Source organism: Pseudomonas sp. Pc102 (genome assembly GCF_018408275.1).
Classification (GTDB): Bacteria; Pseudomonadota; Gammaproteobacteria; order Pseudomonadales; family Pseudomonadaceae; genus Metapseudomonas; species Metapseudomonas tohonis.
In genome coordinates this window covers 4,457,222-4,482,361 of the sequence record NZ_AP021905.1, presented here as the reverse complement: position 1 = coordinate 4,482,361, position 25,140 = coordinate 4,457,222, and the positions used below count along the sequence as shown (strand labels likewise).

21 protein-coding genes are annotated in these 25,140 nt (G+C 66.5%); 8 read left to right on the top strand and 13 right to left on the bottom strand.

Annotated elements, in window-relative coordinates:
• Window positions 1-74: 74 nt before the first annotated feature.
• The gene (locus tag PHLH3_RS20380) at window positions 75-980 is read left to right on the top strand and encodes a LysR substrate-binding domain-containing protein (RefSeq protein WP_213625566.1); all 906 of its coding nucleotides are present in this window, start codon (window positions 75-77) and stop codon (window positions 978-980) included.
• 93 nt (window positions 981-1,073) lie between these two features.
• On the opposite strand, the gene PHLH3_RS20375 is transcribed toward PHLH3_RS20380, so the two are convergent.
• Complete coding sequence (locus PHLH3_RS20375; RefSeq protein ID WP_213625565.1) at window positions 1,074-1,676, bottom strand: hypothetical protein; 603 nt, start codon at window positions 1,674-1,676, stop codon at window positions 1,074-1,076.
• A 229-nt stretch (window positions 1,677-1,905) separates the two neighbouring features.
• Window positions 1,906-2,415, bottom strand: coding sequence for a BRO family protein (locus PHLH3_RS20370; RefSeq protein WP_213625564.1), 510 nt, complete (start codon window positions 2,413-2,415; stop codon window positions 1,906-1,908).
• A 1,074-nt stretch (window positions 2,416-3,489) separates the two neighbouring features.
• On the opposite strand from PHLH3_RS20370, the gene PHLH3_RS20365 reads away from it, so the two are divergent.
• Window positions 3,490-4,362 (top strand): hypothetical protein, encoded by an 873-nt coding sequence (locus tag PHLH3_RS20365; protein ID WP_213625563.1) that lies wholly within the window; start codon window positions 3,490-3,492, stop codon window positions 4,360-4,362.
• Window positions 4,363-4,520: 158 nt separating this feature from the next.
• Here PHLH3_RS20365 and PHLH3_RS20360 read toward each other — a convergent pair whose 3' ends face one another.
• From PHLH3_RS20360 to PHLH3_RS20340, 5 genes are all read right to left on the bottom strand, one after another.
• On the bottom strand, window positions 4,521-5,699 hold the full coding sequence (locus PHLH3_RS20360; RefSeq protein WP_213625562.1) for a VWA domain-containing protein: 1,179 nt from the start codon (window positions 5,697-5,699) through the stop codon (window positions 4,521-4,523).
• A 25-nt stretch (window positions 5,700-5,724) separates the two neighbouring features.
• Entirely contained in the window at window positions 5,725-6,120 is a 396-nt protein-coding gene (locus PHLH3_RS20355; RefSeq protein ID WP_213625561.1) for a GFA family protein, read from the bottom strand.
• Window positions 6,113-6,547 carry a hypothetical protein gene (locus PHLH3_RS20350; RefSeq protein ID WP_213625560.1) on the bottom strand — a complete coding sequence of 145 codons (435 nt, stop codon included), beginning with the start codon at window positions 6,545-6,547 and terminating at the stop codon, window positions 6,113-6,115. Before PHLH3_RS20350 ends, PHLH3_RS20355 begins: the two co-directional genes overlap by 8 nt.
• Window positions 6,548-6,554: 7 nt before the next feature.
• Window positions 6,555-7,400, bottom strand: a complete 846-nt coding sequence (locus tag PHLH3_RS20345) for a MoxR family ATPase (protein WP_173178893.1) — start codon at window positions 7,398-7,400, stop codon at window positions 6,555-6,557.
• A gap of 284 nt (window positions 7,401-7,684) precedes the next feature.
• Entirely contained in the window at window positions 7,685-8,764 is a 1,080-nt protein-coding gene (locus PHLH3_RS20340) for a DUF748 domain-containing protein (protein WP_213625559.1), read from the bottom strand.
• Between the two features lie 130 nt (window positions 8,765-8,894).
• Between PHLH3_RS20340 and cysK the strand changes: the two genes are divergently transcribed.
• Window positions 8,895-9,869 (top strand): cysteine synthase A, encoded by a 975-nt coding sequence (gene cysK / locus PHLH3_RS20335; protein WP_173178895.1) that lies wholly within the window; start codon window positions 8,895-8,897, stop codon window positions 9,867-9,869.
• A gap of 508 nt (window positions 9,870-10,377) precedes the next feature.
• On the opposite strand, the gene PHLH3_RS20330 is transcribed toward cysK, so the two are convergent.
• A complete protein-coding gene (locus PHLH3_RS20330; RefSeq protein ID WP_173178896.1) occupies window positions 10,378-12,042 on the bottom strand; it encodes an MFS transporter in 1,665 nt (554 codons plus the stop codon).
• 247 nt (window positions 12,043-12,289) lie between these two features.
• Here PHLH3_RS20330 and PHLH3_RS20325 point away from each other — a divergent pair, with 247 nt between their 5' ends.
• The gene (locus tag PHLH3_RS20325; RefSeq protein ID WP_213625558.1) at window positions 12,290-13,375 is read left to right on the top strand and encodes a polyamine ABC transporter substrate-binding protein; all 1,086 of its coding nucleotides are present in this window, start codon (window positions 12,290-12,292) and stop codon (window positions 13,373-13,375) included.
• A gap of 263 nt (window positions 13,376-13,638) precedes the next feature.
• On the opposite strand, the gene PHLH3_RS20320 is transcribed toward PHLH3_RS20325, so the two are convergent.
• Complete coding sequence (locus PHLH3_RS20320) at window positions 13,639-14,547, bottom strand: DMT family transporter (RefSeq protein ID WP_213625557.1); 909 nt, start codon at window positions 14,545-14,547, stop codon at window positions 13,639-13,641.
• 382 nt (window positions 14,548-14,929) lie between these two features.
• Window positions 14,930-16,672 carry an amidohydrolase gene (locus tag PHLH3_RS20315; protein ID WP_213625556.1) on the bottom strand — a complete coding sequence of 581 codons (1,743 nt, stop codon included), beginning with the start codon at window positions 16,670-16,672 and terminating at the stop codon, window positions 14,930-14,932.
• A 107-nt stretch (window positions 16,673-16,779) separates the two neighbouring features.
• Here PHLH3_RS20315 and PHLH3_RS20310 point away from each other — a divergent pair, with 107 nt between their 5' ends.
• The gene (locus PHLH3_RS20310; protein WP_213625555.1) at window positions 16,780-17,694 is read left to right on the top strand and encodes a LysR family transcriptional regulator; all 915 of its coding nucleotides are present in this window, start codon (window positions 16,780-16,782) and stop codon (window positions 17,692-17,694) included.
• A gap of 349 nt (window positions 17,695-18,043) precedes the next feature.
• Here the strand turns inward: PHLH3_RS20310 and PHLH3_RS20305 are convergent, their stop codons facing one another.
• Together PHLH3_RS20305 and PHLH3_RS20300 are read right to left on the bottom strand one after the other, a co-directional pair.
• On the bottom strand, window positions 18,044-18,787 hold the full coding sequence (locus PHLH3_RS20305) for a TorF family putative porin (RefSeq protein ID WP_213625554.1): 744 nt from the start codon (window positions 18,785-18,787) through the stop codon (window positions 18,044-18,046).
• Window positions 18,788-18,887: 100 nt separating this feature from the next.
• Window positions 18,888-20,630, bottom strand: a complete 1,743-nt coding sequence (locus tag PHLH3_RS20300) for an amidohydrolase (RefSeq protein WP_213625553.1) — start codon at window positions 20,628-20,630, stop codon at window positions 18,888-18,890.
• A 105-nt stretch (window positions 20,631-20,735) separates the two neighbouring features.
• On the opposite strand from PHLH3_RS20300, the gene PHLH3_RS20295 reads away from it, so the two are divergent.
• The 3 genes from PHLH3_RS20295 (at window position 20,736) to PHLH3_RS20285 (ending at window position 24,529) form a co-directional block, all read left to right on the top strand.
• Window positions 20,736-21,650 carry a LysR family transcriptional regulator gene (locus PHLH3_RS20295; protein WP_173178903.1) on the top strand — a complete coding sequence of 305 codons (915 nt, stop codon included), beginning with the start codon at window positions 20,736-20,738 and terminating at the stop codon, window positions 21,648-21,650.
• Between the two features lie 115 nt (window positions 21,651-21,765).
• Window positions 21,766-23,496: a bifunctional isocitrate dehydrogenase kinase/phosphatase gene (aceK, locus tag PHLH3_RS20290; protein WP_173178904.1), complete on the top strand. Its 1,731-nt coding sequence runs from the start codon at window positions 21,766-21,768 to the stop codon at window positions 23,494-23,496.
• A 13-nt stretch (window positions 23,497-23,509) separates the two neighbouring features.
• Entirely contained in the window at window positions 23,510-24,529 is a 1,020-nt protein-coding gene (locus tag PHLH3_RS20285) for an AraC family transcriptional regulator (RefSeq protein WP_213625552.1), read from the top strand.
• 353 nt (window positions 24,530-24,882) lie between these two features.
• Here PHLH3_RS20285 and PHLH3_RS20280 read toward each other — a convergent pair whose 3' ends face one another.
• Complete coding sequence (locus tag PHLH3_RS20280) at window positions 24,883-25,113, bottom strand: hypothetical protein (protein ID WP_244862916.1); 231 nt, start codon at window positions 25,111-25,113, stop codon at window positions 24,883-24,885.
• Between the last annotated feature and the right edge of the window lie 27 nt (window positions 25,114-25,140).

The window sequence follows — 25,140 nt, the reverse complement described above, 5'->3', positions numbered from 1 at the left end:
GAAAGATTAAATTTGGCACCCTTGATCCGCTAGACTGCGAAAATTGCCTCTAGCGTTCTATATGGAGAACGAGCGTGGAAGACCTGAACACCCTCTACTACTTCACCCAGGTGGTGGAGCACGGCGGCTTCGCCCCCGCCGGCCGCGCGCTGGACATGCCCAAGTCCAAGCTCAGCCGGCGCATCGCGCAGCTCGAGGAGCGCCTCGGCGTGCGCCTCATCCACCGCACCAGCCGGCACTGCTCGCTCACCGAAATCGGCCAGGAGTACTACCAGCGCTGCGTGGCCATGCGCGTGGAGGCAGAAGGGGCGGCTGAGGTGATCGAGCGCAACCGTTGCGAGCCGCGCGGCCTGGTGCGCATCGCCTGCCCGACCACGCTGCTCAACTCCTGGGTCGGGCCGATGCTCACCCGCTACATGCTCAAGTACCCGCTGGTGGAGCTGTTCATCGAGAGCACCAACCGCCGGGTGGACCTGCTCCACGAGGGCTTCGACATCGCCCTGCGGGTGCGCTTCCCGCCGCTGGAAAACACCGACATGGTGATGAAGGTGCTGGCCGACAGCACCCAGTGCCTGGTGGGCCGGCCGGACTTCCTCACCCGGTTGCCGGCAGGCTTCGCGCCGGAGGAACTGGGCCGCCTGCCGAGCCTGCACTGGGGCGGCGCGCAGCGGGACTACCAGTGGGAACTGTTCGGCCCGGACGGGGCGCGGCTGACCATCCCGCATCGCCCGCGCATGGTCACCGATGACCTGCTGGCGCTGCGCAACGGCGTGCTGGGCGGGGTCGGCATCGCCCACCTGCCACGGGTAGCGGTGCGTGAAGACCTGGCCAACGGCACGCTGGTGGAGATGCTGCCGGGCTTCTCGCCCAAGTGCGGCATCGTCCACGCCATCTTCCCGTCGCGGCGCGGGCTGTTGCCCTCGGTGCGCTCGTTGATCGACTTCCTCGGCGAAGAGTTCGCCGGCAGCGATATGGCCTAAGGGGGGGGGCGGGGTGGGAGCTGTGGGCTGAAGCGGAGCGCCGCCTGGCCCATCAACGCCCACCTGGGACTGAAGCGGGGAGGGGAGCCGGCGTCAGCCGAACTCCTCCATGCTGGCGCGCACCTCTTCCAGGGCATTGCCCAGCAGTTGCTCCAGCGGCTGGCCCGGGATGCCGTCGCGCAGCATGGCCTTGAGCGCCTGACTGGCACTGGCGAAATCGTCCTGGTGGTAATACAGGCTGCCGAAGCGGCCGTCGCGGTCGAAGAACAGGAAGTGGGCGCCTTCGAGGATGTCCGCCACCCTGTACCAACCGTAGCCGATGAAGCGCTCATTCAGCGCCGCGATCTCCTCCGCGCCGAAGTGGCGCCCCGCGTCGAACTCTGGGCGATCACCGCCCCAATGGGCGCGTATCACGTCGATGATCCCGGCCGAGCCGCCTTGCTCACGCAGCCAGTCCGCCAGTTCGGCGGGGGCGGGAATCCAGAAACAGTGGGACTCGGATTCGGTCTGGTTCTTCAGCGCGCCGAGGGTGCGGTAGAAGCCTTGCAGCTCCGCCGGCAGCGGGCCGGTGAGGGCGGCCAGCTGTTCGATATCCTCCTCCGACGCGGGGCCTTCGGTGTAGAGCTCGTCCTCTTCCCCGTTGATCTCGAGGTAGGTCTGGTTATAGGCATCGATGCCGTCGCGGAGGGTGTCCATGCTGTCGTCCGATCTGTTGGCTAAGCCCCGTGGGGCGGATGGCGGCACCTTAGCCGAATGCCTCGAAGGCATTGTGAAACCAGTGCGCGTTTGTGCGAGCCGGTGGTCGGGCCAATCCACTCCCACCGCTCATGGGATGGGTAGAGCGAAGCGAAACCCAAGCTGCAATGGGGGATCGCTCCGCGCTCCCTGGGCGAATGAATTCGCCCCTACAGGTATTTAGCCTGTACTACCAGTCGGTGAAGGGCATCCGCCTCCAGCTCGGCTCATCGCTGAGTGCCGGTTCGTCCCGGCTGGCGAGGAAGACCGGCAGATCCTGCCGGGCGATCCAGATATCCCCCTGCCATTTCAGAATGCCGATCCGCTGATTGGCCCAGCTCATATGGGCCCTCCGGGGCGTCGCCTCGTCGTCGCGGTGGCGGTCGTACAGCGCTGGTACGACTTCCTCGCTGAGCCAGCGGCTGATACAGCGGTGTTCCGGATGGGCGAAGCGATACAGCAGCCGGTACGCACCGGCCTCGCTGATGGCAATCACCTCTTCGCTGCCGCCGCTCGCATGCCGCAGCACGACGGCGCGGCGCTGGTGCGGGTCCACCAGGCGTGGCATCCGGTTAGGGCGCAGCGCGCCGATGAGGCGGGCGAAATCGATCGCGACCAGCCAGGGCTGGTTGTCGATCATCACGGTGCGCAGGAAAAGGTTGTGGCGTTGGAAAACGATGGGGGTGTATGCGTCGTGCATGGTGTTGCTCCCGAGCTACATGGAGGAACTGCCACGCTTCGCTGTCATTCGAAGGGTGGCAGACCGCACGGGGTTGACAGACCGGGCTCGGACCGGCAGACCCGCTAGGGTCTCCCCGCGCGATCTGCCATAGAGCAGAGCAGCCAAGAAAGCTGCATGCGTGCCGATGCCTGCAAAAAACGTCCGCCGTTTTTCGCATGCACCTTCTGGCGCATTCGCGCCGAGCAAGCGGGCTGTCAAACCCGGTCGCGGGATTTACCGCGACGCAGGGAGGATAGGGAGGTGGACTAGGGAGGGCAAGGGGCACGACCAATGCCCTGGGCCGGGGTTTCCGTGCCGACGGTGATGGTGGCGGATCACATGAGGTTGGCGAGCCGGCTAGTAGGGGCCGGCAGACCCGAAGGTCTCCCCATGCGATCCGCCGTGACGAAGCGGCTGTAGCGTCTGACTTTGATGGAGTCAGGAGGCAGACCGCGCGAGATTGACAGACCGGTACAGGTAGCCGGCAGGCTGCTAGGCCTCCTCGCACGGTCTGCCGACATGGAGTCTGCCTCGCAATTGGCAGAGGCGCGTGTCCCGAGCACCCTGGCGAGTGGTGGGACCTGTCGTATTCGTCTGGTGGCGATTACTCAGGCCCAGAAATGCGTTCTGCCAATCCGCAGCGGTGCTGTATAGAATCGCCCGCCGCGTTATGCCTGAAATGGTACGACGCTCCGTTATCCGTTACGTCAGCCGTTGATTGGCTGATCCAGTACAAGCAAGAAGTCGTTATGTCAGCCCTTTTCAAGCAAGTTTCCATGGTCGTTTTTCTGGCAGGACTTTCGTTGTCGGAAGATACCGCCGGGAGAGCCTCGGGGGCTCGCCATGGGTCAGTTTGTTTTTCACATTTGGCCCCCTGATGCTCATGTTGGTTTGTATGCCGCGGATCGCCATGTAGCGAACGCGTAACCTGGCTCAGCGAACTGCCGAGGCCAATGAGCGCATTGCCAAGAGCCTCGAAGAGCTTGTGGAGCTGATGCGGAAAAATGGAAGGGCTGATCACTGATAACAACTCTTTTTAAGCAAGGAGGCTGCATGTCTAGCAACGACTTCACTATTACGTGTCTGGCTGATGAACAGGAGTCTTTGGTTCCTCTTCACCACGTATTTCGTCATGCGTGCGAAACCGAAGAGTGGCCGAGTGATCTACAGCGCCTGGCTGACGATTGGTCTCCCGCATGGGTTAACGATGTCCAGTGGAGAGGAAACTCACTGCATCTGCTGGTTCAGGGTTCCTCGGGAAGCATGTTCGAGTCTTGGCATGCCGCTGCATTGCACGCCAGGGGAGCGAAGTATGTGCGGGTTCGCATTTATCACGGACAAACAGACGATGTGAGCGAGCTTTTCTACCGTGCCGGGGAACCCATTTCCAGAAGGCAATTTCCCGCAGTTCAAATGTCTGAGCGCGAGGAAATTCAAAGCCTGGTTCTTGATAGTGAAGATGTACGTTTGGCTACGCGTATCAAGGCAGGTGCCAGTCTGGATATAGAGGTAGATGGCCAGCCGCTGATTCTTAAACTTCTGGAATACGGGCTGGAGAAGTCGATCAAGGCCGCGTTGGCACGAGGGATTGATCTATCCCCATGCCTGGTTGAGTTATGCGAGTTCGCGCGACTGATTGTTATCTATGGTGGTAAGCAGCGAGCCTCAATCTTGCGCTCTTTGCTGGATTTGACGCCCACGGGCGCGGCTTTGCTCTGGCAGGACGAAGACTTCATGGAGCGTGCTGCCGGCCATCTGGAACTGCTGGAGTTGCTGATCGAGCGCGGTGCTGATGTGAACGCCTCGATATCTGAGCAAGGTTCACTTCTGTTCGACAGCGACCGGTATTTCGACAGTCGGCCACGAATATTGGCTTTCCTGCGGAAACATAACGCACAGTCCATACCGCCGGCGGTGGATCAATAGAAGCTCCGTCCGCAGTGAGTACGGCCCCTGGATCGCGCTCTTTTGCTATTTATGGTTTCGCCGCGCAAGGCGAAAAAGGTGAATCAGTAGCGCTCTGTCAGGCCTCTGAAAGCACGAGAGCAGTCAAGGAAAAGGGCCCTTCCGGGCCCGTTTTCGTTTCACTTCGACAGGAACTTCATCCCCTCCTCCAGCCCGCTCAGCGTCAGCGGGTACATCTGGTCCTCGATCAGCTCGCGCACGATGTTGGTCGAGGCAGTGTAGTTCCAAGTGTCCTTGGGGTAGGGGTTGATCCAGATGAGCTTCTTGTACTTCTCCATGAAGCGCTTGATCCACACATAGCCCGGCTCCTCGTTCCAGTGCTCGACGCTGCCGCCGGCCTGGGTGATTTCGTAGGGGGCCATGGCGGCGTCGCCGACGAACACCACCTTGTAGTCCGGGCCGTACTTGTGCAGCAGGTCCAGGGTGGAGGTGCGTTCGGAGGTGCGGCGCAGGTTGTTCTTCCACACCGATTCGTACACGCAGTTGTGGAAGTAGAAGTACTCGAGGTGCTTGAACTCGGTCTTGCAGGCGGAGAAGAGTTCTTCGCAGACCTTCACGTGGGCGTCCATGGAGCCGCCGATGTCCAGCAGCAGCAGGAGCTTCACGCTGTTGCGGCGTTCGGGGCGCATCTGGATGTTGAGCAGGCCGGCGTCGCGGGCGGTGTGGTCGATGGTGCCGTCCAGGTCGAGTTCGTCCTGGGCGCCCTGGCGGGCGAACTTGCGCAGGCGGCGCAGGGCGACCTTGATGTTGCGGGTGCCCAGTTCCACCTGGTCGTCGAGGTTCTTGTACTCGCGCTGGTCCCACACCTTGGCGGCCTTGCCCTGGCGCTTGCCGGCGTCGCCGACGCGGATGCCCTCGGGGTTGAAGCCGCCGGAGCCGAAGGGGCTGGTGCCGCCGGTGCCGATCCACTTGTTGCCGCCGGCGTGGCGTTCCTTCTGTTCTTCCAGGCGCTTCTTGAACTCTTCGATGAGCTTGTCCAGGCCACCGAGGGACTGGATCTGCGCGCGCTCCTCGTCGGTCAGCATGCGCTCGAACTCCTTGCGCAGCCATTCCTCGGGGATCAGCGCCTCGATGTGCTGGTTGAGGTTTTCCAGGCCCTTGAAGTAGGCGCCGAAGGCCCGGTCGAACTTGTCGAAATGGCGCTCGTCCTTGACCAGGATGGTGCGCGACAGGAAGTAGAACTCGTCCATGTCGGCGAACACCACGTTGTGCTTCAGCGCGTTGATCAGGTCCAGCAGCTCGCGGACGGAGACCGGCACCTTGGCCGCGCGCATTTCGTTGAACAGGTTGAGCAGCATGGCTGCGCCCTCTTGCTGGTTGGCCTCAGGAACGGGGTTCCCGGGGCAGGCCGTCGGCTATTGCGTACCAGTCGGCCTTGGATTCGGGGTAGATGTGTTTCTGCGGGATCTCGCCCAGGGGCGAATCCAGCGTGCCCAGGGCGATCGACACCCAGTTGGGGTGGGCGTTGTCGCTGTACCACTGCAGGGTGGCGCCGCACTGCCGGCAGAAGCTGCGGGTGACGCCGGGGCTGGAGTGATAACGGGTCACCAGGTCCTCGCCCGCGGTCCAGCGGAAGCTGCTCCAGCGCACGTTGCCGTAGGTGGCGAACGCGGCGCCATGGCCCTTGCGGCACTGGCTGCAATGGCAATGGGTGGCGGATTCGATGGGCGCGTCGATCTGGTACTTCACCGCGCCGCACAGGCAGCTGCCGTTATGCATTCTCGCTGGCCTCTCCGTTGAGCTGGCGTTGGACTTCCAGGGCCCAGGCACCGTCGCTGACACCCGTCCCGCGGTTATGGCGGGAGGTCGAGGTCTGCTCTGTCACGTCATGCCAAAGGTTGCGGCCTTTGGCATCCAGCTCGGAGTAGTCCTCGTTGGTATCGAGGTCGAACTCAATGAACCGGCAGTCTTGGGTCAGCAGCAGGCCTCTGACTGAATGACCGCCGTAATGCTCTATATGCAGGTCGACCATGATGGTGCTGCTCCAGTCGATCCCCAGTGCCTGCGGGTGGTGCAGGAGCACGCGAGGCAATTCGTCTGGTTGGTTGCGGTAGTACTCGGCGGTCAGTCGCAGCCCTTCACGCCGGAGCAGGGCCTGCTCCTGAACGTTCTTCTGGCGCTTGCGTCTGATCCGCTCGAGGTCCATCGCAGCTTCAGCGGCTGGCGCGGCGGCTCATGAACGCCAGGCGTTCGAGCAGCTGCACGTCCTGCTCGTTCTTCACCAGGGCGCCGGCCAGGGGCGGGATGGCCTTGGTGGGGTCGCGCTCGCGCAGCACGGCTTCGCCGATGTTGTCGGCCATCAGCAGCTTCAGCCAGTCGACCAGCTCGCTGGTGGAGGGCTTCTTCTTCAGGCCCGGCACCTTGCGCACGTCGAAGAACACGTCCAGCGCCTCGGCGACCAGGTCCTTCTTGATGTTGGGGTAGTGCACATCGACGATCTTCTGCAGGGTCTCGCGATCCGGGAAGGCGATGTAGTGGAAGAAGCAGCGGCGCAGGAAGGCGTCCGGCAGTTCCTTCTCGTTGTTGGAGGTGATGATGATGATCGGGCGCTGCTTGGCCTTGATCGTCTCGTTGGTCTCGTAGACGTAGAACTCCATCTTGTCGAGTTCCTGCAACAGGTCGTTGGGGAACTCGATGTCGGCCTTGTCGATCTCGTCGATCAGCAGGATCACGCGCTCTTCGGACTCGAACGCCTCCCACAGCTTGCCCTTCTTGATGTAGTTGCGAACGTCGTGGACCTTCTCGGAATTCAGCTGCGAGTCGCGCAGGCGGCTGACCGCGTCGTACTCGTACAGGCCCTGGTGCGCCTTGGTGGTGGACTTGATGTGCCAGGTGATCAGGCGGGCACCGAAGGATTCGGCCAGTTGCTCGGCGAGCATGGTCTTGCCGGTGCCCGGCTCGCCCTTGACCAGCAGCGGGCGTTGCAGGGTGATGGCGGCGTTGACCGCAAGCTTGAGGTCGTCGGTGGCGACGTAGGACTGGGTGCCTTCGAACTTCATCAGGGAATCCTCGAACGGTAACGCCCGGCTCGGCCGGGGCCTTCGGTATTTACGGAAAGGCCGACTATAACGCGCGGCCCGGCGCACTGTGAACGCAGACGGGGCATTCAGTCACTGAATGGGCGGTCACTCTCCTTCCAGCCTAGACACTCCCGGCCCGGCGCGTACCCCGACCTGCGATGGGCGGTGGCTCAAGCACGGGCCTGGCAGGCGGGCGGCTGTCACCTTCGGCAACAGGCTGGCCTGCCCTCTGGGAGCGGATTCATCGGCGAGGGGGCCGGCCGTCAGTCGTTCTTCTCCGGCGGCGGGCGTTCGAAGCGGGTGGTGAAGGCTTCGATGAAGGCGTTGCGCAGGATCGACAGGAAGGCCTGGAAGGCGCTGATGTCCTGGCGATGCACGTTGCCGCTGAGTTCCACGCGGGTGGCGAACTGGTCGCGCTGCTGGTTCTTCAGCACCGTCTCGCCGCCGCCCACCAGGGCCTCCCACAAGGAACGGAGGAAGCCCTTGTCGTCGTTCTCCACGTCCTGCTCCCAGTCGAAGACATCGACGTTGCGCAGCAGCGGCTTGATGTAGCCGCTGAGCTGGGCGTTATCGGCACGGGCCTCGATCACCAGGTCGCCGCTGCCGGCCTTGAAGTCGAACTTGCCGTAGGCGCGGGAGAAGTCGTTGAGCCGGGGCAGGTCGACGTCGCGGGCGCGCAGGCGCAGCTCGAAATCCTCGAAGTTCTTGAACGGGTCGAAGCGCGCCTCCACCTCCAGCGGCGCGTGGCCGAGCAGTTGCGCCCGGCCCTCGAAGCGCGCCACGCGCTCGCCGCTGTCGTCGGCGACGTTGGTCAGGTTGTAGAGGCTGGCGTTCACCTCGCTGGCGTCGATGTCCACCTTGGGCGTCGAGCTGAAGTTGTGGAAGGCGATGCGGCCGTTGACCACGCGCACCTCGTCGAGGGTGATGGGCAGCAGCTTGTTCAACTGGTCGCGCCAGTCGGTGCCGGCACCGGTCTGCGAGTCCTGCTTGTTCTTGCCGCCGTCGACGAAGTTCACCTCCGGCGCCTCGAAGATCACCCGCGCCACCACGCTGTGGTCGTACCAGAGCGAGTGCCAGCTCACCGCCAGGTCGATGCCCGGGGCCTCCAGCAGCGGCACCGGGATCGCGCCGTCGGCCTTGACGATGGACAGGCCGTTGATGCGATAGGCGCCGCGCCACCAGGCCAGGTCGACATCGGCGATATGGCCGCGGTACTCGCCCATGTCGGCGAGCTTGCCGTTGAGGTAGTCGCGGATCAGCCAGGGCAGCGCGAAGTGCGCCACCACCAGCAGCAGGACGAGGGTGAAGAGCGCCCCGAGGGGCAGGCTGTAGCGTCTTTTCATGGGGGCATCCGCCGGGGGCGATTCTCTTTCATGGACTGCCGCCCACTGCAATGAGTTCGGCTGGACTGCACTGGCGCGCGGGCATAGGCTGGTCGCCTTCCAACCGCCCGCCACCTCTAAGGACAGGCCCATGACCCGTATCTATGCAGACAACTCCAAAGCCATCGGCAATACGCCCCTGGTGATGGTCAACCGGCTCGGCCCGAAGGGCGTGACCATCCTCGCCAAGGTCGAGGGGCGCAACCCCGCCTATTCGGTGAAGTGCCGCATCGGCGCGAACATGATCTGGGACGCCGAGGAGCATGGGCGCCTGCGCCCCGGCATGACCCTGGTGGAGCCCACCTCCGGCAACACCGGCATCGGCCTGGCCTTCGTCGCCGCCGCCCGTGGCTACAAGCTGATCCTCACCATGCCGTCCTCCATGAGCCTGGAGCGTCGCAAGGTGCTCAAGGCGCTCGGCGCCGAGCTGGTGCTCACCGAGCCGGCCAAGGGCATGAAAGGGGCCATCGAGAAGGCCGCCGAGATCGCCGCCGGCAACCCCGAGCAGTACCTGCTGCTGCAACAGTTCGAGAACCCGGCCAACCCGGCCATCCACGAGAAGACCACCGGCCCTGAGATCTGGAACGACACCGACGGCGCGGTGGACGTGCTGGTGGCGGGCGTCGGTACCGGCGGCACCATCACCGGCGTGTCGCGCTACATCAAGCAGCAGTGCAACAAGCCGATCCTCTCGGTGGCGGTCGAGCCGGTCACCTCGCCGGTGATCAGCCAGACCCTGGCCGGCGAAGAGGTCAAGCCCAGCCCGCACAAGATCCAGGGCATAGGCGCGGGCTTCGTGCCGAAGAACCTCGACCTGTCCATCGTCGACCGCGTCGAGCAGATCACCGACGACGAGTCCAAGGCGATGGCCCTGCGCCTGATGCGCGAGGAAGGCATCCTCTGCGGCATCTCCGGCGGCGCCGCCATGGCCGTCGCCGTGCGCCTGGCGGAGAAGCCGGAGATGCAGGGCAAGACCCTCGTCGTCATCCTCCCCGACTCCGGCGAGCGCTACCTCTCCACCATGCTCTTCGACGGCCTGTTCACCGAGCAGGAACTGCAGCAGTAAGGCCTGCCAGCATGCCCCCGGCTCGCTGGGGGCATGCGCACTTGTGGGAGCGAATTCATTCGCGAAATCCCGGCGCCGATGTGCCGGGTTTAACGCCGAACCGGCAGGGCGGGTGCAACCCGCGTAGGGGCGAATTCATTCGCCCAGCCAGGCCACCGGTGCACCCCCGCATCCCACCCGGCACAAGCCCTCCTTAGTGGGAGCGAATTCATTCGCGATGGGGCTGGCACCTATCCGCCGGGTTTCCCTTGTAGGGGCGAATTCATTCGCCCAGCCAGGCCACCGGTGCACCCCCGCATCCCACCCGGCACAAGCCCTCCTTAGTGGGAGCGAATTCATTCGCGATGGGGCTGGCACCTATCCGACGGTTTTCCCTTGTAGGGGCGAATTCATTCGCCCGGGAGCGCGAGGCGGTCCCTGGCAGCATGGGTTTCGCTCCGCTCTACGCCATCCTACAAAGCCGCTTCCCGCTTCCCGCTTCCCGCTTCCCGCTTCCCGCTTCCCGCTTCTAGCTTCCAGCTGCCTTTGCTTCATAACTCCCCGACTCATAGCTGACCCCGTGCCTCACCCGTGGCGGCTCCTCGCCTTCGTGGAGCATGGTCACGTTGTCGATGATCGCCTTGTCGGCGATGGTCAGGCGGTCGAGCATGCGCAGGTGCTGCAGCCAGTTGTCCACCAGCAGGATTTCCTGCCAGTTCTCCTGGTCGCTGGTGTCGCGGTACAGCGCCCAGCGGTCGGCGCCGTTGCGCAGGCGCAGGCGGCGGAGGATCTGCATGGCGCGGACGAAGTCGCGGGTGCGCTCCACCGGGATGCGGTATTCGATGGTCACCAGCACCGAGCCACGGCCGGGGTTGAAGACGAAGGTGGGCTGGCCGGGCAGGGTGGTCACCGCGTGGGCGATGCTGGTGGCGTCCAGCTCCGGCAGGCGCGACTGATAGAGCAGGAAGGCGCAGGCGATCATCAGGCAGCCTGCGGCGAACAGCGCGCCCTTCACCCCCATGGTTTCCGCCAGGTGGCCCCAGAGGAACGAGCCCAGCGCCAGGCCGCCGTAGAGCGCCGTCTGGTACAGCGCCAGGGCGCGCGCCTTGACCCAGTCCGGCACCAGGATCTGCACCGCCGAGTTGTAGCTGGCCACCGCCGCGATCCAGCAGGCGCCGCCCAGCACCAGCGCCGGGAAGATCACCCAGAGGCTGTCCAGCGAGCCCAGCGCCAGCAGCACCAGGCCCAGCAGCAGGCCGGCGAAGCTGATCAGGCGGCTGGTGCCGACGCCGCGTCGCGCCAGGTTCACCCCCAGGCTGCCGAGGATCGCCCCCACGCCCAGGGCGCCGAGCATGTAGCCGTACACCGCCGCGTCGCCGTCCGGGTTGCGGTGCGCCAGCAGCGGCAGCAGCGCCCATACGGCGGAGGCGGAGATGCCGAAGGAGAACGAGCGCAGCATCACCAGGCGGGTGACGCTGGAGTACTGGGTGAAGCGCAGCGCGGCGACCACGCCCTCCATCAGCCGCTCCGGCGGCAGGCTGCGCACCGGCAGTTCCCGGCGCCAGCGCCAGATGGCCCAGATCAGCCCCAGGTAGCACAGGCAGTTGAACAGAAAGACCCAGGCCGGCCCCACCGCGCTGAGCATCAGCCCGCCGATGGCCGGGCCGGCGGCGCGCGCGACGTTGTAGTTGACGCTGTTGAGCAGCACCGCATCGCCCACCATCTTCGCCGGCACCTGCTCGTTCACCGCCGCCTGCCAGGCCGGGATGGTGATGGAGCCGCCGATGGAGATCCACAGGATCGAGACGATCAGCAGCAGCGGGTCCAGGTAGCCGAAGAAGGCCATGGCGGTGAGGAAGGTCGCGCCGCTCATCTCGAAGGCCAGGCCCGCCATCATGATCTTGCGGCGGTCGTGGTTGTCGGCCAGCACCCCGGACATGATCGACAGCAGCACCAGCGGCAACGCGGCGGCGACCTGGATCATCGCCACCGTCGGCGGGCTGGCGTGGGCCTCGGTCACCACCCAGGCGGCGGCCACCGACTGCGCCCAGGTGCCCAGGTTGGCGAACAGGTTGGCGATCCAGATGATGCGGAACGCGGTGATGGTGAAGGGGCTGAACAGGCCGCTCTTGGGGGGCTCCTCGGATTCGGGTGTGCGCGGCAGGTCGTTCTTCGGCGATACGGACTGGAGCATGCGGGGTTCCTTGCGAGGCCGGACCGGGCCATGGGCGCCGGTCCCTGGTTACCGCGCAAGTGTAGACACCACCCCGGCGGGCAAAGGCCGGATCGGCGGTTTTCGCCAGTGGCGTTCTTCCTCGCGGGTCCGCTGGGACTTTGGTGTGATTGTCTCGCCCGGCCACCGCGGTAAAGCTGGCGCAACGCCGGTATCGACTACGCTTGCCGTGCCCCGATTCCCAACTCGCAGCCAGGAAACAAAGACAATGAGAAGTTCCTTCGCGCCTCTGCTCCTGACCCTCGCCGTGTCCGGAGCTGCACAGGCCGCCGACACGGTGAAGATCTACAACTGGACCGACTACATCGCGCCGGATACCGTCGCCACGTTCAGCAAGGAGACCGGAATCCAGGCCACCTACGACGTCTACGACAGCAACGAGACCCTCGACGGCAAGCTGATGACCGGCAAATCCGGCTACGACATCGTCGTCCCGTCCAACCACTACATGGCCAAGCAGATCCAGGCCGGTGCGCTGAAGAAGCTCGACAAGAGCCAGCTGCCCAACTGGAAGAACCTCAACCCGGCGCTGCTCAAGGCCCTGGAAGTCAACGACCCGGGCAACGAACACGGCTTCCCCTACCTCTGGGGCAGCACCGGCATCGGCTACAACCCGGCCAAGGTCAAGGAAGTGCTCGGCGACAACGCGCCGCTGGATTCCTGGGACCTGATCTTCAAGCCCGAGAACATGGAGAAGCTCGCCAAGTGCGGCGTCGCCATCCTCGACAACGGCCCCGAGCTGCTGCCCATCACCCTCAACTACCTGGGCCTGCCGCACCACAGCAAGAAGCCGGAGGACTACAAGACCGCCGAGGCCGCGCTGCTCAAGGTCCGCCCCTTCGTGCGCTACTTCCACTCATCCAAGTACGTGGGTGACCTGGCCAACGGCGAGATCTGCGTGGCCGTCGGCTTCTCCGGCGACATCCTCCAGGCCGCCACCCGCGCCAAGGAGGCCGGCAACGGCGTCGAGATCAAGTACTCCACGCCCAAGGAAGGCTCGCCGATGTGGTTCGACATGGTCGCCATGCCGGTGGACGCGCCCGACGAGAAGGCCGGCTACGCCTTCATGAACTACCTGCTGCGTCCCGAGGTGATCGCCGGCGTCAGCAACTACGTGCACTACGCCAACGGCAACAACGCCGCCGAACCGCTGGTGGAAGCCGAGATCAAGGCCGACCCGGCGATCTACCCGCCGGCCGACGTCATGGCCAAGCTGTTCGCCCTGGAATCCATGCCGCTGAAGATCGACCGCGTGCGCACCCGCACCTGGAACACCGTCAAGACCGGCAAATGACCCCGCGCTGAAACACCAACGCCCCGGCTTGCCGGGGCGTTTTTCTTGTGGGAGCGAATTCGTTCGCGATCGGGTTGCACCGCAACGCCACGTATCAACCGACCTGCGAGGTTCGCCGAGGCATTCCTTGTGGGAGCGGATTCATCCGCGATCGGGCTGCACCGCAAAACCGGTTTCACCCGACCGCCAGCTGTGGCCATGCGCAGGGCGGGGCAACCCCCGTAGGGGCGAATTCATTCGCCCAACCGACCAGCCGGCAACCCCTACGACGCCCGCTCCACCTCGACCGCCGCCACCGTCGGGCGCAGCACCAGCCACAGCGCCAGGGCGATCAGCACGCCGCCCTGCAGGTGCGCCCAGGACAGCGACTCGTCCAGCAGCAGCGCGCCCCAGAACACCCCGAACAGCGGGATGAGGAAGGTCACCGTCATGGTCTTCACCGGGCCGACGTTGGCGATCAGGCGGAAGTAGATGACGTAGGCGAACGAGGTGCACAGCAGCCCCAGCCCGGCCAGCGCGAGCCAGATGCCCGGCTCGGCCAGGGGCGCCAGGGGCATGGCGTGGCTGCTGGCGAGGAAGATCGGCAGCAGGCACAGCGTCGCGCCGGCCTGGGCGCCGAAGGCCGAGAGGCCGCTGTCCAGCCCACCGGCATCGTTGATCCAGCGCTTGGTGAAGAACCCGGCGAAGCCGTAGCAGGTGGTCGCCATCAGGCAGGCCAGGGCACCGCGCAGCAGGTCGGCGTCGAAGGCCACCGGCCCGGCGCCGGTCAGCACCGCCACGCCGGCCAGGCCCAGCAGCACGCCGGCGGCCTTGGGCAGGGTCAGCTTCTCGCCGAAGAACAACCCGCCGATCAGCACGCCCATCAATGGCGTGGTGGCGTTGAAGATGGCCGAGTAGCCCGCCGGCAGCACCTCGGCGGCGAGCGCGTACATGGCGGCGGGAATGCCCGAGCTGACCACGCCAATCAGCAGGATCTTGCCCAGCTTGCCGCGGAAGTCCCAGGTCACCCGCAGCAGCGCCAGGATCGCCACCAGGCCGATGGCCGAAATGGCCACGCGGAAGAACGCCGTCGGCAACGCGCCGATCACCGGCACCAGCACGCGCATGAACAGGAAACTGGCGCCCCAGATGGCGGCGAGGCTCAACAGGCGGACGAGATCAGCGGGTTTCATGAAGGGGCTCCGAGGCAGGAGCGGCACAGCTTACGCCGCCCCGGCAGCGGCGCAATCGACACCTTGCGCTCAAATCGACGGCACAGTTCGGCGAGGCGTCTGGGCTGGGCGTTGTGGGGGCGGGTGGTTCGCCGGGCGAGTAAACATCCATGTTCGTGGTGCGTGGCTTTGCTTTTGGGTCCCACTATCAGACCTCGGCGCATGCAGCAGCCGCTCATTCCGGATGTAGGGTGTGCTGCGCGCACCTGGAGCCCGCCGGAAGCACCGAGCGGAGGTGCGCACGGCACACCCTACGGCACGCGTTCATCCTGGTGAAACCCGGCGTTGTGGGGCGGGGCATCGCGGATGAATCCGCTCCCACAAGGGCGCCGGGGCGGGGCCGTTACAGGGCGGCTTCGAAGACTTCGCGGCCGGCGAACCAGGTCTTCAGCACCTGGGTGTCGCGCAGGGCCTCGGGCTCCACCTGGAACACGTCGCGGTCCAGCAGGATCAGGTCCGCCTGCTTGCCGGGGGCCAGCGAGCCGATCAGCTTGTCCTGGCCGATGGTGCGCGCGGCGTTGAGGGTGTAGGCCTGGAACATGGTCTCCCGGTCGATTTCCTCGCTCGGGTTGAGCACGCCCTTGGGCCCCTTGCGGCTGACGGCCTGGTAGATCGCCTTCCAGGGTTGCGGCGTGGTCACCGGCCAGTCGCTGGCGCCGGCGAGGGTGGCGCCGTTCTTCAGCAGCGAGCGGGCCGGGTACTGGTACTGGAAGGCCATGGCGCTGATGTAGGGCTGCACCAGGTCGAGGGTGGCGTCGTCGGCGCTGGCCCAGTAGAGCTGCATGGAGGCGATCACGTCGAGCGGCTTGAAGCGGGCGAACTCCTTGGGGTTGACCATCTGCAGGTGGGTGATGGAGTGGGGGATGCCGCTGTGCCGGTCGCGGCGTGCCTGCTCGATGCCGTTGAGGGATTCGCGCACCGCGCGGTCACCGATGGCGTGCACGTGCACCAGCCAGCCACGGGCATCGACCGCGCTGACCAGTTCGCCGAAGTGCGCCGGGTCGATCAGCAGCTCGCCGTACTTTTTGGAATTCTTGTAGGGCTCCAGCAGGGCGGCGGTCTGCGCCGGGTATTCGGGCACGCCGTCGGCGAAGATCTTGATCCCCGGCAGGCTCAGGTTGGGCACGCCCTGGAACTGCCGGCGCACCTGCTCGAGGGTGTCCAGGTCGGCCGGGCGGCTCTTCGGGTGGGCCACCAGCAAGGCGGCGACGTGGGCGGTCAGTTCACCCTTTTCGGCCATGGCCTTGTACACCGGCAGGATGCCGAGGGTCTGGGCGGTGGGCTTGAAGTCGAACAACGGCTCGCCGGGGGCGGCGTTGGCGGCCGGGTCCATCCAGGCGGTGATGCCCAGGCTGAGGTTGTAGCGCAGGGCCGCGCGACCGGCTTCCAGCAACTGCTCGGGTGTCGCCGTCGGGTATTGCGCCAGCACCGGGTCGAGGCCGGCGTCGGCGAGGAAGCCGTTGGGGCGCATGTCTTCGTGGTGGCCGACGGTGGCCAGCTGTTCGCCCTTGAGGGCTTTCACCGTGTCGGCATCGATGCCGGCGCGTTTCAGCATGGCCTGGTTGACCCAGCCGGTGTGCTGGTCCCAGCCGATGAAGGCGATGGGCACGTCCTTCCATTCGCCCTGGTTGAAGCGTCGCTCGAACTCCGCCACCTGGCTCCAGTAGGCCGAGGGCAGGCCGCCGACGCTGAGGATGTCGCCCTGGCGTGCCTTGCCGTCGTCGCGCCACTGGCGCAGGCGGCGCTCCAACTCGTCCATGGGCAGGAGCTGGGTGTCGATGTTGGCCGCCGCCAGTTCCAGGCCCCCCATGACCGCATGGGAGTGGGAGTCGACGAAGCCGGGCATCAGCACCTTGCCGCCCAGGTCGACGACGCGGGTGCCGGCCTCCCTGAGGCGCAGCATGTCGGCATCGCTGCCCACCGCACGGATCTTGCCGTCCTCCACGGCCACGGCCTGCTGCAGGGGTTGGCCGGGTTCGGCGGTATAGACCTTGGCGTTGTGCAGGATCAGGTCCACCGCCGCCATGCTTTCCATGGAGGCACAGATCAGGGCGGTGGCCAGGAGGGTGGGGGCGAGGCGTTTCATCGGCTGGGTTCCGGTTCTTGTTGGTCTGGCGCTGAGCCTAACCAAGCCGGCGCGGCGGCAGAATGCTATGTTCGCGCACAACTTCTATGCCGAATCGGAACAGGTCGATGGACAAGCTCAGTGCCCTCTCGATGTTCATCGCCACCGCCGAGCACGGCAGCTTCAGCCGCGCGGCCGAGCACCTGGGCAAGACGCCTTCGGCGCTGACCAAGGCGGTGGGCCATCTGGAATCCGAACTGGGAGTGCGCCTGTTCGAGCGCACCACCCGGCGCATGGCGCTGACCGAGGCCGGGCACATCTACCTGGAAGGCGCGCGCCAGGCACTGATGCAACTGCAACTGGCCGGTGAGGAAGTGGACCAGCTGCAGCACGAGCTGCGTGGCACCCTGCGCCTCACCGCGCCGCCGTCCTTCGGCCCGGCCTTCCTCAACGAGGTCTGCTGCCGCTACATGGACGCCCATCCCCAGGTGCGCCTGGAAGTGGACCTCAACGACGCCTTCGTCGACCTGATCGATGGCGGCTACGACCTGGCCCTGCGCGACGGCCCCACCGACCTGCCGGGGCTGATCGCCAGGCCCCTGGCCGATAACCGCGTCTACCTGTGCTGCACCCCGGGATACCTGGAACGCAAGGGCATGGGGGTGACCCTGGAGAACTTCCAGCAGCATGACTGGCTGATCTTCCAGCACCCCATGCTCAACCGGCACTTCTGGTGGCTGCGCCTGGGCGAGGAGCGCATCCGCCTGGCCCATCCGGTGGCGCACCTGGCCAGCGACAACTACGACTTCCTGCTCGCCTGCCTGCTGCGCGGCCACGGCCTGCAGCCGCTCCCACGCTGGAGCGCCAAGCCGTACCTGGCCAGCGGCCAACTGGTGCGGGTGATGCCCGAGTACCTGCTGGAGCCCGATGTCTTCGGCCCCTGGGTGCATGTGCTCTACCTCTCCCACCGCCGCCGTACCCGCAAGGTCCGGGCGTTCATCGAGATGCTGGAGGCGTATATGCAGGAGCAGGGGATCGCTTGATGGCCGGGCCATCGCGAATGAATTCGCTCCCACCCGTAGGATGGGTAGAGCGCAGCGAAACCCATGCTGTCGTTGGGCCCGCTGCGCGTGCCTTGGCGAATGAATTCGCCCCTACAGGGTCCTGGCTTTGGAAGTTACGGATGGTCCCGACGGTGGACCGATTAAGCGCGGTCCACCCTTCCCGAGCCCGTAGGTTGGTGCCGAGCGTAGCGAGGCCCAACGCAACGGCGCTGACCCATTTCGCGAATGAATTCGCTCCCACAGAAGAGCCAGAGCGCAGCGAAACCCATGCTGTCGTCGGGCCCGCTGCGCGCGCCTTGGGCGAATGAATTCGCCCCTACAGGGCCTGTCAGAACGACTTGCTGACGCTCGCCACCACCGTCGCGCTGCAGGTGTCGGTGAAGCCGTAGTTGCTGGCGCACTGGCTTTCCGAGAGGTCGGTGTCGACGTAGGCGAGGCCCCAGGTGACGCCGAGGAAGTCGCGGGTCAGCTTGGCTTCCCACTCGCGGTACGACTCGCTGCCGGTGCCGTTGCGCGACCAGAACAGCGGGTCCTTGAAGTCCATGCGCCCGTAGCGCAGCTCCAGGCCCACCTCCAGGGGCAGCTGGGTCTCGTAGCCAACCCAGGTGTAGAGGGTGTCCTGGTCCTCGCCGATGATGTTCGGCGCATCGTCCGAGTAATAGGCGGCGGCCTTGAAGCCGTACGCGCTGAGGATGGCGTACACCTCGCTCTGGTTGAACTGGCTTTCCTTCGGGTAGGCGTACTTGATCACGCCCAGGTCGAGGCTCACCGCGTCCGTGGCCTGCCAGAACCAGCCGGCGTAGTAGTCCACCTCCTGGCGGGTCTTGAGGCCGAAGCCGAAGTCGACGTTGGAGGTCCAGGCGCCGGCGTAGAGGCCGCTGGCATGCAGCAGCGTGGCGCCGGCCTGGATGGCGGGGTCGCCCTGGGTCTGCGAGATGCCGCGGGTGCGGTAGTCGCTGGCCAGGTTGAGGTCGACCGCGACGGCGAAGTCGTCGGTGATCGGCAGCGCGGCCTGGCTGCACAGCGGGGCCAGGGCGAGGCCGGCGAGGAGGAGGGTGGTGGAACGCTTCATGGTGGATTCCCGATCTTGTGGTTGTTATGGGCAGATGAAGGGCAAGGCTTAGCCCGACCCCCATGCAGCGGGGGCCAGGCAGCAGCGTGGTGCGGTCTTGTTATCGGGCGGCGGTGTAGACCTCGCGGCCGCCGAACCAGGTCTTGAGCACCTGGGTTTCGGCCAGGGCCTTGGCGTCCACGGTGAACACGTCGCGGTCGAGGAGGATGAAGTCGGCCTGCTTGCCGGCGGCCAGCGAGCCGATGTGCTGCTCCTGGCCGATGGTCCGCGCGGCGTTGAGGGTGTAGGCGTAGAACATGGTGTCGCGGTCCAGGCGTTCCTCGGCGTTGAGCACGCCTTTCTCGCCTTCGCGGGTCACCGCCTGGGCCATGGCCGCCCAGGGGTTGGGCGAGGACACCGGCCAGTCGCTGGCGCCGGCGATGGTCGCGCCCTGCTGCAGCAGCGAGTGCGCCGGGTACTGGTAGCGGAAGGCGAAGGCGCTGACGTAGGGCTTGACCATGTCCAGCGTGTAGTCGTCGCCGGCGGCCCAGAGCAGCTGCATGGAGGCGATCACGTCGAGCGGCTTGAAGCGCGCGAACTCCTTGGGGTTCACCAGTTGCAGGTGGGTGATCGAGTGGGTGATGCCGCTCTGCCGGTCGCGGCGGGCCTGCTCGATGCCGTTGAGCGCCTCGCGCACCGCACGGTCGCCGATGGCGTGGATGTGCACCAGCCAGCCGCGCGCATCCGCCGCGCTGACCAGCTCGCCGAACTGCGCCGGGTCGATCAGCAGCTCGCCCTGCTTGTGGCTGTTGCTGTACGGGTCGATCAGCGCCGCGCTCTGCGCCGGGTACTCCAGCACGCCGTCGGCGAAGATCTTGATCCCCGGCAGGCTCAGGTTGTCGATGCCCTGGAACTGCCGGCGCACCTTTTCCAGGGTGTCCAGGTCGGCGGGGCGGCTCTTCGGGTGGGCCACCAAGAGCGCGGCGACGTGGGCGGTCAGCTCGCCTTTCTCGGCCAGCGCCTTGTACACCGGCAGCACGCCGACGGACTTCTCCGTGGGCTTGAGGGCGAACAGGGGCTCGCCGGGGGCGCCGTTGGCGGCCGGGTCCATCCACGCCGTGATGCCCAGGCTGTTGTTGGTGCGCACCGCGTTCTCGCCGGCGCGCAGCAGCAGGGCCGGGTCCATGGGCGGCAGCACGGCGGCGACGCGGTCCCAGCCGGCGTCCACCAGGAAGCCGTTGGGCGCGCCGTCCTTGCCCAGGCCGATGGTGCCGCGCTCGGCCTCGGGGAGGGACTCGACCAGCTTGGCGTCGATGCCGGCGCGCTTGCGCATGGCCGCGTTGGCCCAGGCGGTGTGGTGGTCGCTGCCGACGAAGACGATGGGCACCCCGGCCCACTCGCCCTGGTCGAAGCGCTGGCCCATGGCCTCGGCCTGGGCCCAGTAGGCGGAGGTCATGCCCCCGACGTAGAGGGTGTCGCCGTGGCGCGCGGTGCCGTCGTCGCGCCAGGTGCGCAGGCGTTTTTCCAACTCATCCAGGCTCACCTGCTCGTCACCCATGTTGGCGGTGGACATCTCCAGGCCGCCGAAGATGGCGTGGGAGTGGGTGTCGATCAGGCCCGGCATCAGCGCCTTGCCGCCGAGGTCGATGCGCTGGGTGGAGGCGTCCGCGAGGGCCTTGATCTCGGCATCGCTGCCCACCGCCAGCACCTTGCCGTTCTCCACGGCGATGGCCTGCACCATGGGGCGGGCCTTGTCGGCGGTGAACACCTTGCCGTTGAACAGCACCATGTCGGCGCCGGCCATGGCTTCCATCGATGAAAAAGCCACCGCAGCCGCCAGTAGTCGTGGAACGAAGTTTTTCACGGGCTCCCCCTTTGTTTTTGTCGGTCTGCCAGCGAGACTAGCGGCTCCCCGGGGCTGGCAGAACGCCGGCAGCGTGCAAAACCCTTTTGCCGGAATGGAAAAACCATGGACAAGCTCGGTGCCATCGCCATGTTCGTCGCCACCGCCGAACAGGGCAGTTTCAGCCGTGCCGCCGAGCAACTGGGCAAGACCCCCTCGGCGCTGACCAAGGCCGTCAGCCACCTGGAGGCCGAGCTGGGTGCGCGCCTGTTCGAGCGCAGCACCCGGCGCATCGTCCTCACCGAAGCGGGGCGCCTCTACCTGGAGACCGCGCGCCAGCTGCTGCAGCGCCTGCACGATGTGGGCGAGGAGATCGGCCAGCTGCAGCACGGCCTGCAGGGCAGCCTGCGGATGACCGCGCCGCTGGCCTTCAGCCGCGCCTTCCTCGATGAGGTGTGCGCGGGCTTTCTCGCCGCCTACCCGCAGATCAGCCTGCGGGTCGATCTGTGCGACGCCTTCGTCGACCTGGTGGAGGCGGGCTACGACCTGGCCCTGCGCGAGGGGCAGAGCGACCTGCCGGGGCTGATCGCCCGGGTGGTCGGGCGCAACCGCCTGGCCCTGTGCGCCAGCCCCGCCTACCTGGCACGCAAGGGCGTGCCGACCCTCGCCGATCTCGACCGCCACGACTGGCTCGCCTACCGCCACCCGGCGCTGAGCCGGCAGTACTGGTGGGTGGAATGCGACGGCCAGCGCACGCGCCTGGCCCAGCCTGCCGCCCCGCGCCTGGAGAGCGACAACTACGACCTGCTGCTGGCCAACGCCCTGGCCGGGGTCGGCGTGCTGCACACTCCCCTGTGGAGCGCCGCGCCCTATATCGCCGATGGCCGCCTGGTGCGCCTGCTGGCCGACCACGAGATCGACCCGGACGCCTTCGGCGACCAGATCCTCGCCGTCTACCCCAGCCATCGCCGGGCCACCGGCAAGGTGCTGGCGTTCATCGACTACCTGGCCGCCTTCCTCGAGGCGCGGGGGCTGGCCTGAGCGCCGTGACCCATCGGTCGCGAGTGGTCCGGCCGGGGCTGATGCAGGGGGAGCTTTTTTTCGGGCCGGGCTGTGGCTAAGCTCCGTCTTCCGAATTCCCAGCTGAGTGTTCCCCATGGCGCAGCAATGGCCGGCCGCAGATATCGCGCGACTGATCCTCGATGGTTTCGACGACTACCGTGAGCATTTCCGTCAGATCACCGACGGCGCCCGCGCCCGCTTCGAGCAGGCGCAGTGGCAGGAGATCCAGCAGGCGGCCGCCGCGCGGATCGCCCTCTACGAGGAGAAGGTAAGCGAAGTGGGCGAGCGCCTGCGCGCCGCCTTCGACGAGGAGGTGCTGCTGGACGTGCAGCTGTGGCCGCTGGTCAAGAGCGCCTACATCAAGCTGATCGACCTGCGCTTCGACGACGAACTCTCGGAAACCTGGTTCAACTCGATCTTCTGCGGCCTGTTCAGCCATGACCTGATCAGCGACGGCTGCATGTTCATCCACACCACGCGGCCGTCCCTGCGCCCCCACGAGCGCGCGCCGCAGACCCGCAGCTACCACCCGCGCGGCGACCTCAAGGCGGCGCTGCTGCAGATCCTCGACGACTACCGCTTCGCCGTGCCCTTCGACGACCTGGAGCGCGACCTCGATCGCCTGGTCGCCCAGCTGCGCGACAGCCTGCCGGACTGGGTGATCAAGGACCCGGAACTGTGCGTCGAGCTGTTCTCATCCACCCTCTACCGCAACAAGGGCGCCTACCTGGTGGGCCGCATCTACACCCGCGACGAGCAGTGGCCGCTGGTCATCCCGCTGCTGCACCGCGAGGGCAAGGGCATCCAGGTGGACGCGCTGATCACCGACGAAGCCGACGTCTCGATCATCTTCTCCTTCACCCGCTCCTACTTCATGGTGGACGTGCCGGTGCCGGCGGAGTTCGTCGGCTTCCTCAAGCGCATCCTGCCGGGCAAGCACATCGCCGAGCTGTACACCTCCATCGGCTTCTACAAGCACGGCAAGTCCGAGTTCTACCGAGCCCTGATCAACCACCTGGCCAACACCGACGACCGCTTCATCATGGCGCCCGGCGTGCGCGGCATGGTCATGAGCGTGTTCACGCTGCCGGGCTTCAACACCGTGTTCAAGATCATCAAGGACCGCTTCTCGCCGTCGAAGAACGTCGACCGCAACACCGTCATCGAGAAGTACCGCCTGGTGAAGAGCGTCGACCGCGTCGGGCGCATGGCCGATACCCAGGAGTTCGCCGACTTCCGCTTCCCCAAGGCCAAGTTCGAGCCCGAGTGCCTGGCCGAGCTGCTGGAGGTGGCGCCGTCCACCGTCGAGCTGGAAGGCGATACCGTGCTCATCCGCCACTGCTGGACCGAGCGCCGCATGACCCCGCTGAACATCTACCTGGAAAGCGCCAGCGAGCCCCAGGTGCGCGAGGCGCTGGACGACTACGGCCTGGCCATCAAGCAGCTGGCCGCCGCCAACATCTTCCCCGGCGACATGCTGCTGAAGAACTTCGGCGTCACCCGTCACGGCCGCGTGGTGTTCTACGACTACGACGAGATCAGCTACCTCACCGAGGTCAACTTCCGCTTCATCCCGCCGCCGCGCTACCCCGAGGACGAGATGTCCTCCGAGCCCTGGTACTCGGTGGCCCCGCACGACGTGTTCCCCGAGGAGTTCCCGCGCTTCCTGTTCGCCGATATCGGCCAGCGCAAGCTGTTCAACCAGCTGCACGGCGACCTCTACGACGCCGACTACTGGAAGAGCCTCCAGGACGCCATCCGCGCCGGCAAGGTGATCGACGTCTTCCCCTACCGGCGCAAGGAACGCCCGGACGCCATCCAGTGACGGCCTGAAGGCCATGGGCGACCCGCTGTTCTCCAGGGCCACCTGGCTCAACTCGCTGCACATGTCGACGCTCACCGTGGCCTGCCTCGGTGAGCGCGGCATCGACGCCGCCAGCCTGCTGGAAGGCAGCGGCATCACCGAGGACGACCTGCGCGCCCTGCAACGGCTGATCAACCCCGGGCAGGAGCAGCAGGTGTTCGCCAACGCCCTGCGCCTCGCCGACACCCCCGCGCTGGGGCTCGAACTGGGCCAGCGCACGCGCATCTCCGCCTACGGCCTGCTGGGCTACGCGCTGCTCTCGGCGCCCACCCTGGGCGAGGCCCTGCGCATCGGCCTCGGCTACCCGGTGCTGCTGGGCACCTACTTCCACCTGCGCCTGGTGGAGGAGGGCGATCTGGCCTGGCTGCTGGCCAGCGGCTACGGCGAGCGCGAAGCGCTGAAACCCTTCAACACCGAACTCTGCCTGGGCTCGCTGCGGGTGATCTGCGCCGACCTGCTCGGCCAGCCGCTGCCGGTGGCGGCGCTGGAGCTGGACTACCCCGAGCCCCCCGGCGCGGCGCCGCTATACCGCCAGGCCTTCGACCGCGCCCCGCGCTTCGGTCGCGCGCGCAGCGGCTTCGGCTTCCCCCGCCAATGGCTGGAGCGCCCGCTGCCCCTGGCCGACCCGGTGACCCACCGTGAAATGCTCGAACAGTGCCGCCGGCAGAATGCCGAGTTCGCCACCCGCCGCGCCTGGCTGGAGCGTGTGCGCGAGCAACTGGCCCAGCGCCTGGCCTCGCCGCCGGGGCTGGAGGAACTGGCCCGCGCCATGAACTGCTCCGCCCGCAGCCTGCGCCGCCACCTGGCCCAGCAGCAGACCAGCTACCAGCAACTGCTCGACGACCTGCGCTTCGCCCGCGCCAAGGAACTGCTGCAGCAGGGCGAGCTGCCCATCTACCGCATCGCCGAAGAACTCGGCTTCAGCGAAACCGCCAGCCTGCGCCACGCCTTCCAGCGCTGGAGCGGCCAGCCCCCCAGCCAGTTCCGCGGCTGAGCCCCGGCACAGGCCAACCCGGGGGGCAGGGTGGATGGCGCTTCTCCCATCCACCAAGCGGAGCCCCCAATCGCGTTGAACCCACACGTGACGCGTGGGGTGGGCCGGGCGGTGCTCCGCTTCAGCCCACTGCTGCCGTTTCCCGCCCCCCACATTGCTTGCGTCCACGTTGTGTTCAGTGGGCCCCCGCTTTCGCGGGGGTGACGTATGGGCGGGGAGGTTCGCGTAACCCCGTCATCCTCGCGAATGCGGGGATCCAGTGAAGGTGGGGCGTTGCCTCCGGCCACCGGCTTTCCGGCGGCCCTGCGCACCGGGTAGCCCGGGCTTCAGCCCGGGATGGCCCATGCGAGGAGTCAGGCGATCGCCCGTGCCTGGCGCAGCGCCGGGACCACTTCCTGGGTGAGCCATTGGCGCAGGTTGCGGTTCTCGGGGTGGGGGAAGTGGCGCTGGAGGAGGGCGTAGGCGCCGGATTCGCTGACCATCATTTCCTCGCCCACCGTACCGTCGCCGGCGGCGATGAGGCCGAGGCGCCATTGGTCGGGGTCGAGGCGCGCCTGGACCTTGTCGCCGAAGTGGATGCCCATCAGGCGGGCGAGGTCGCGGGCGGCGAA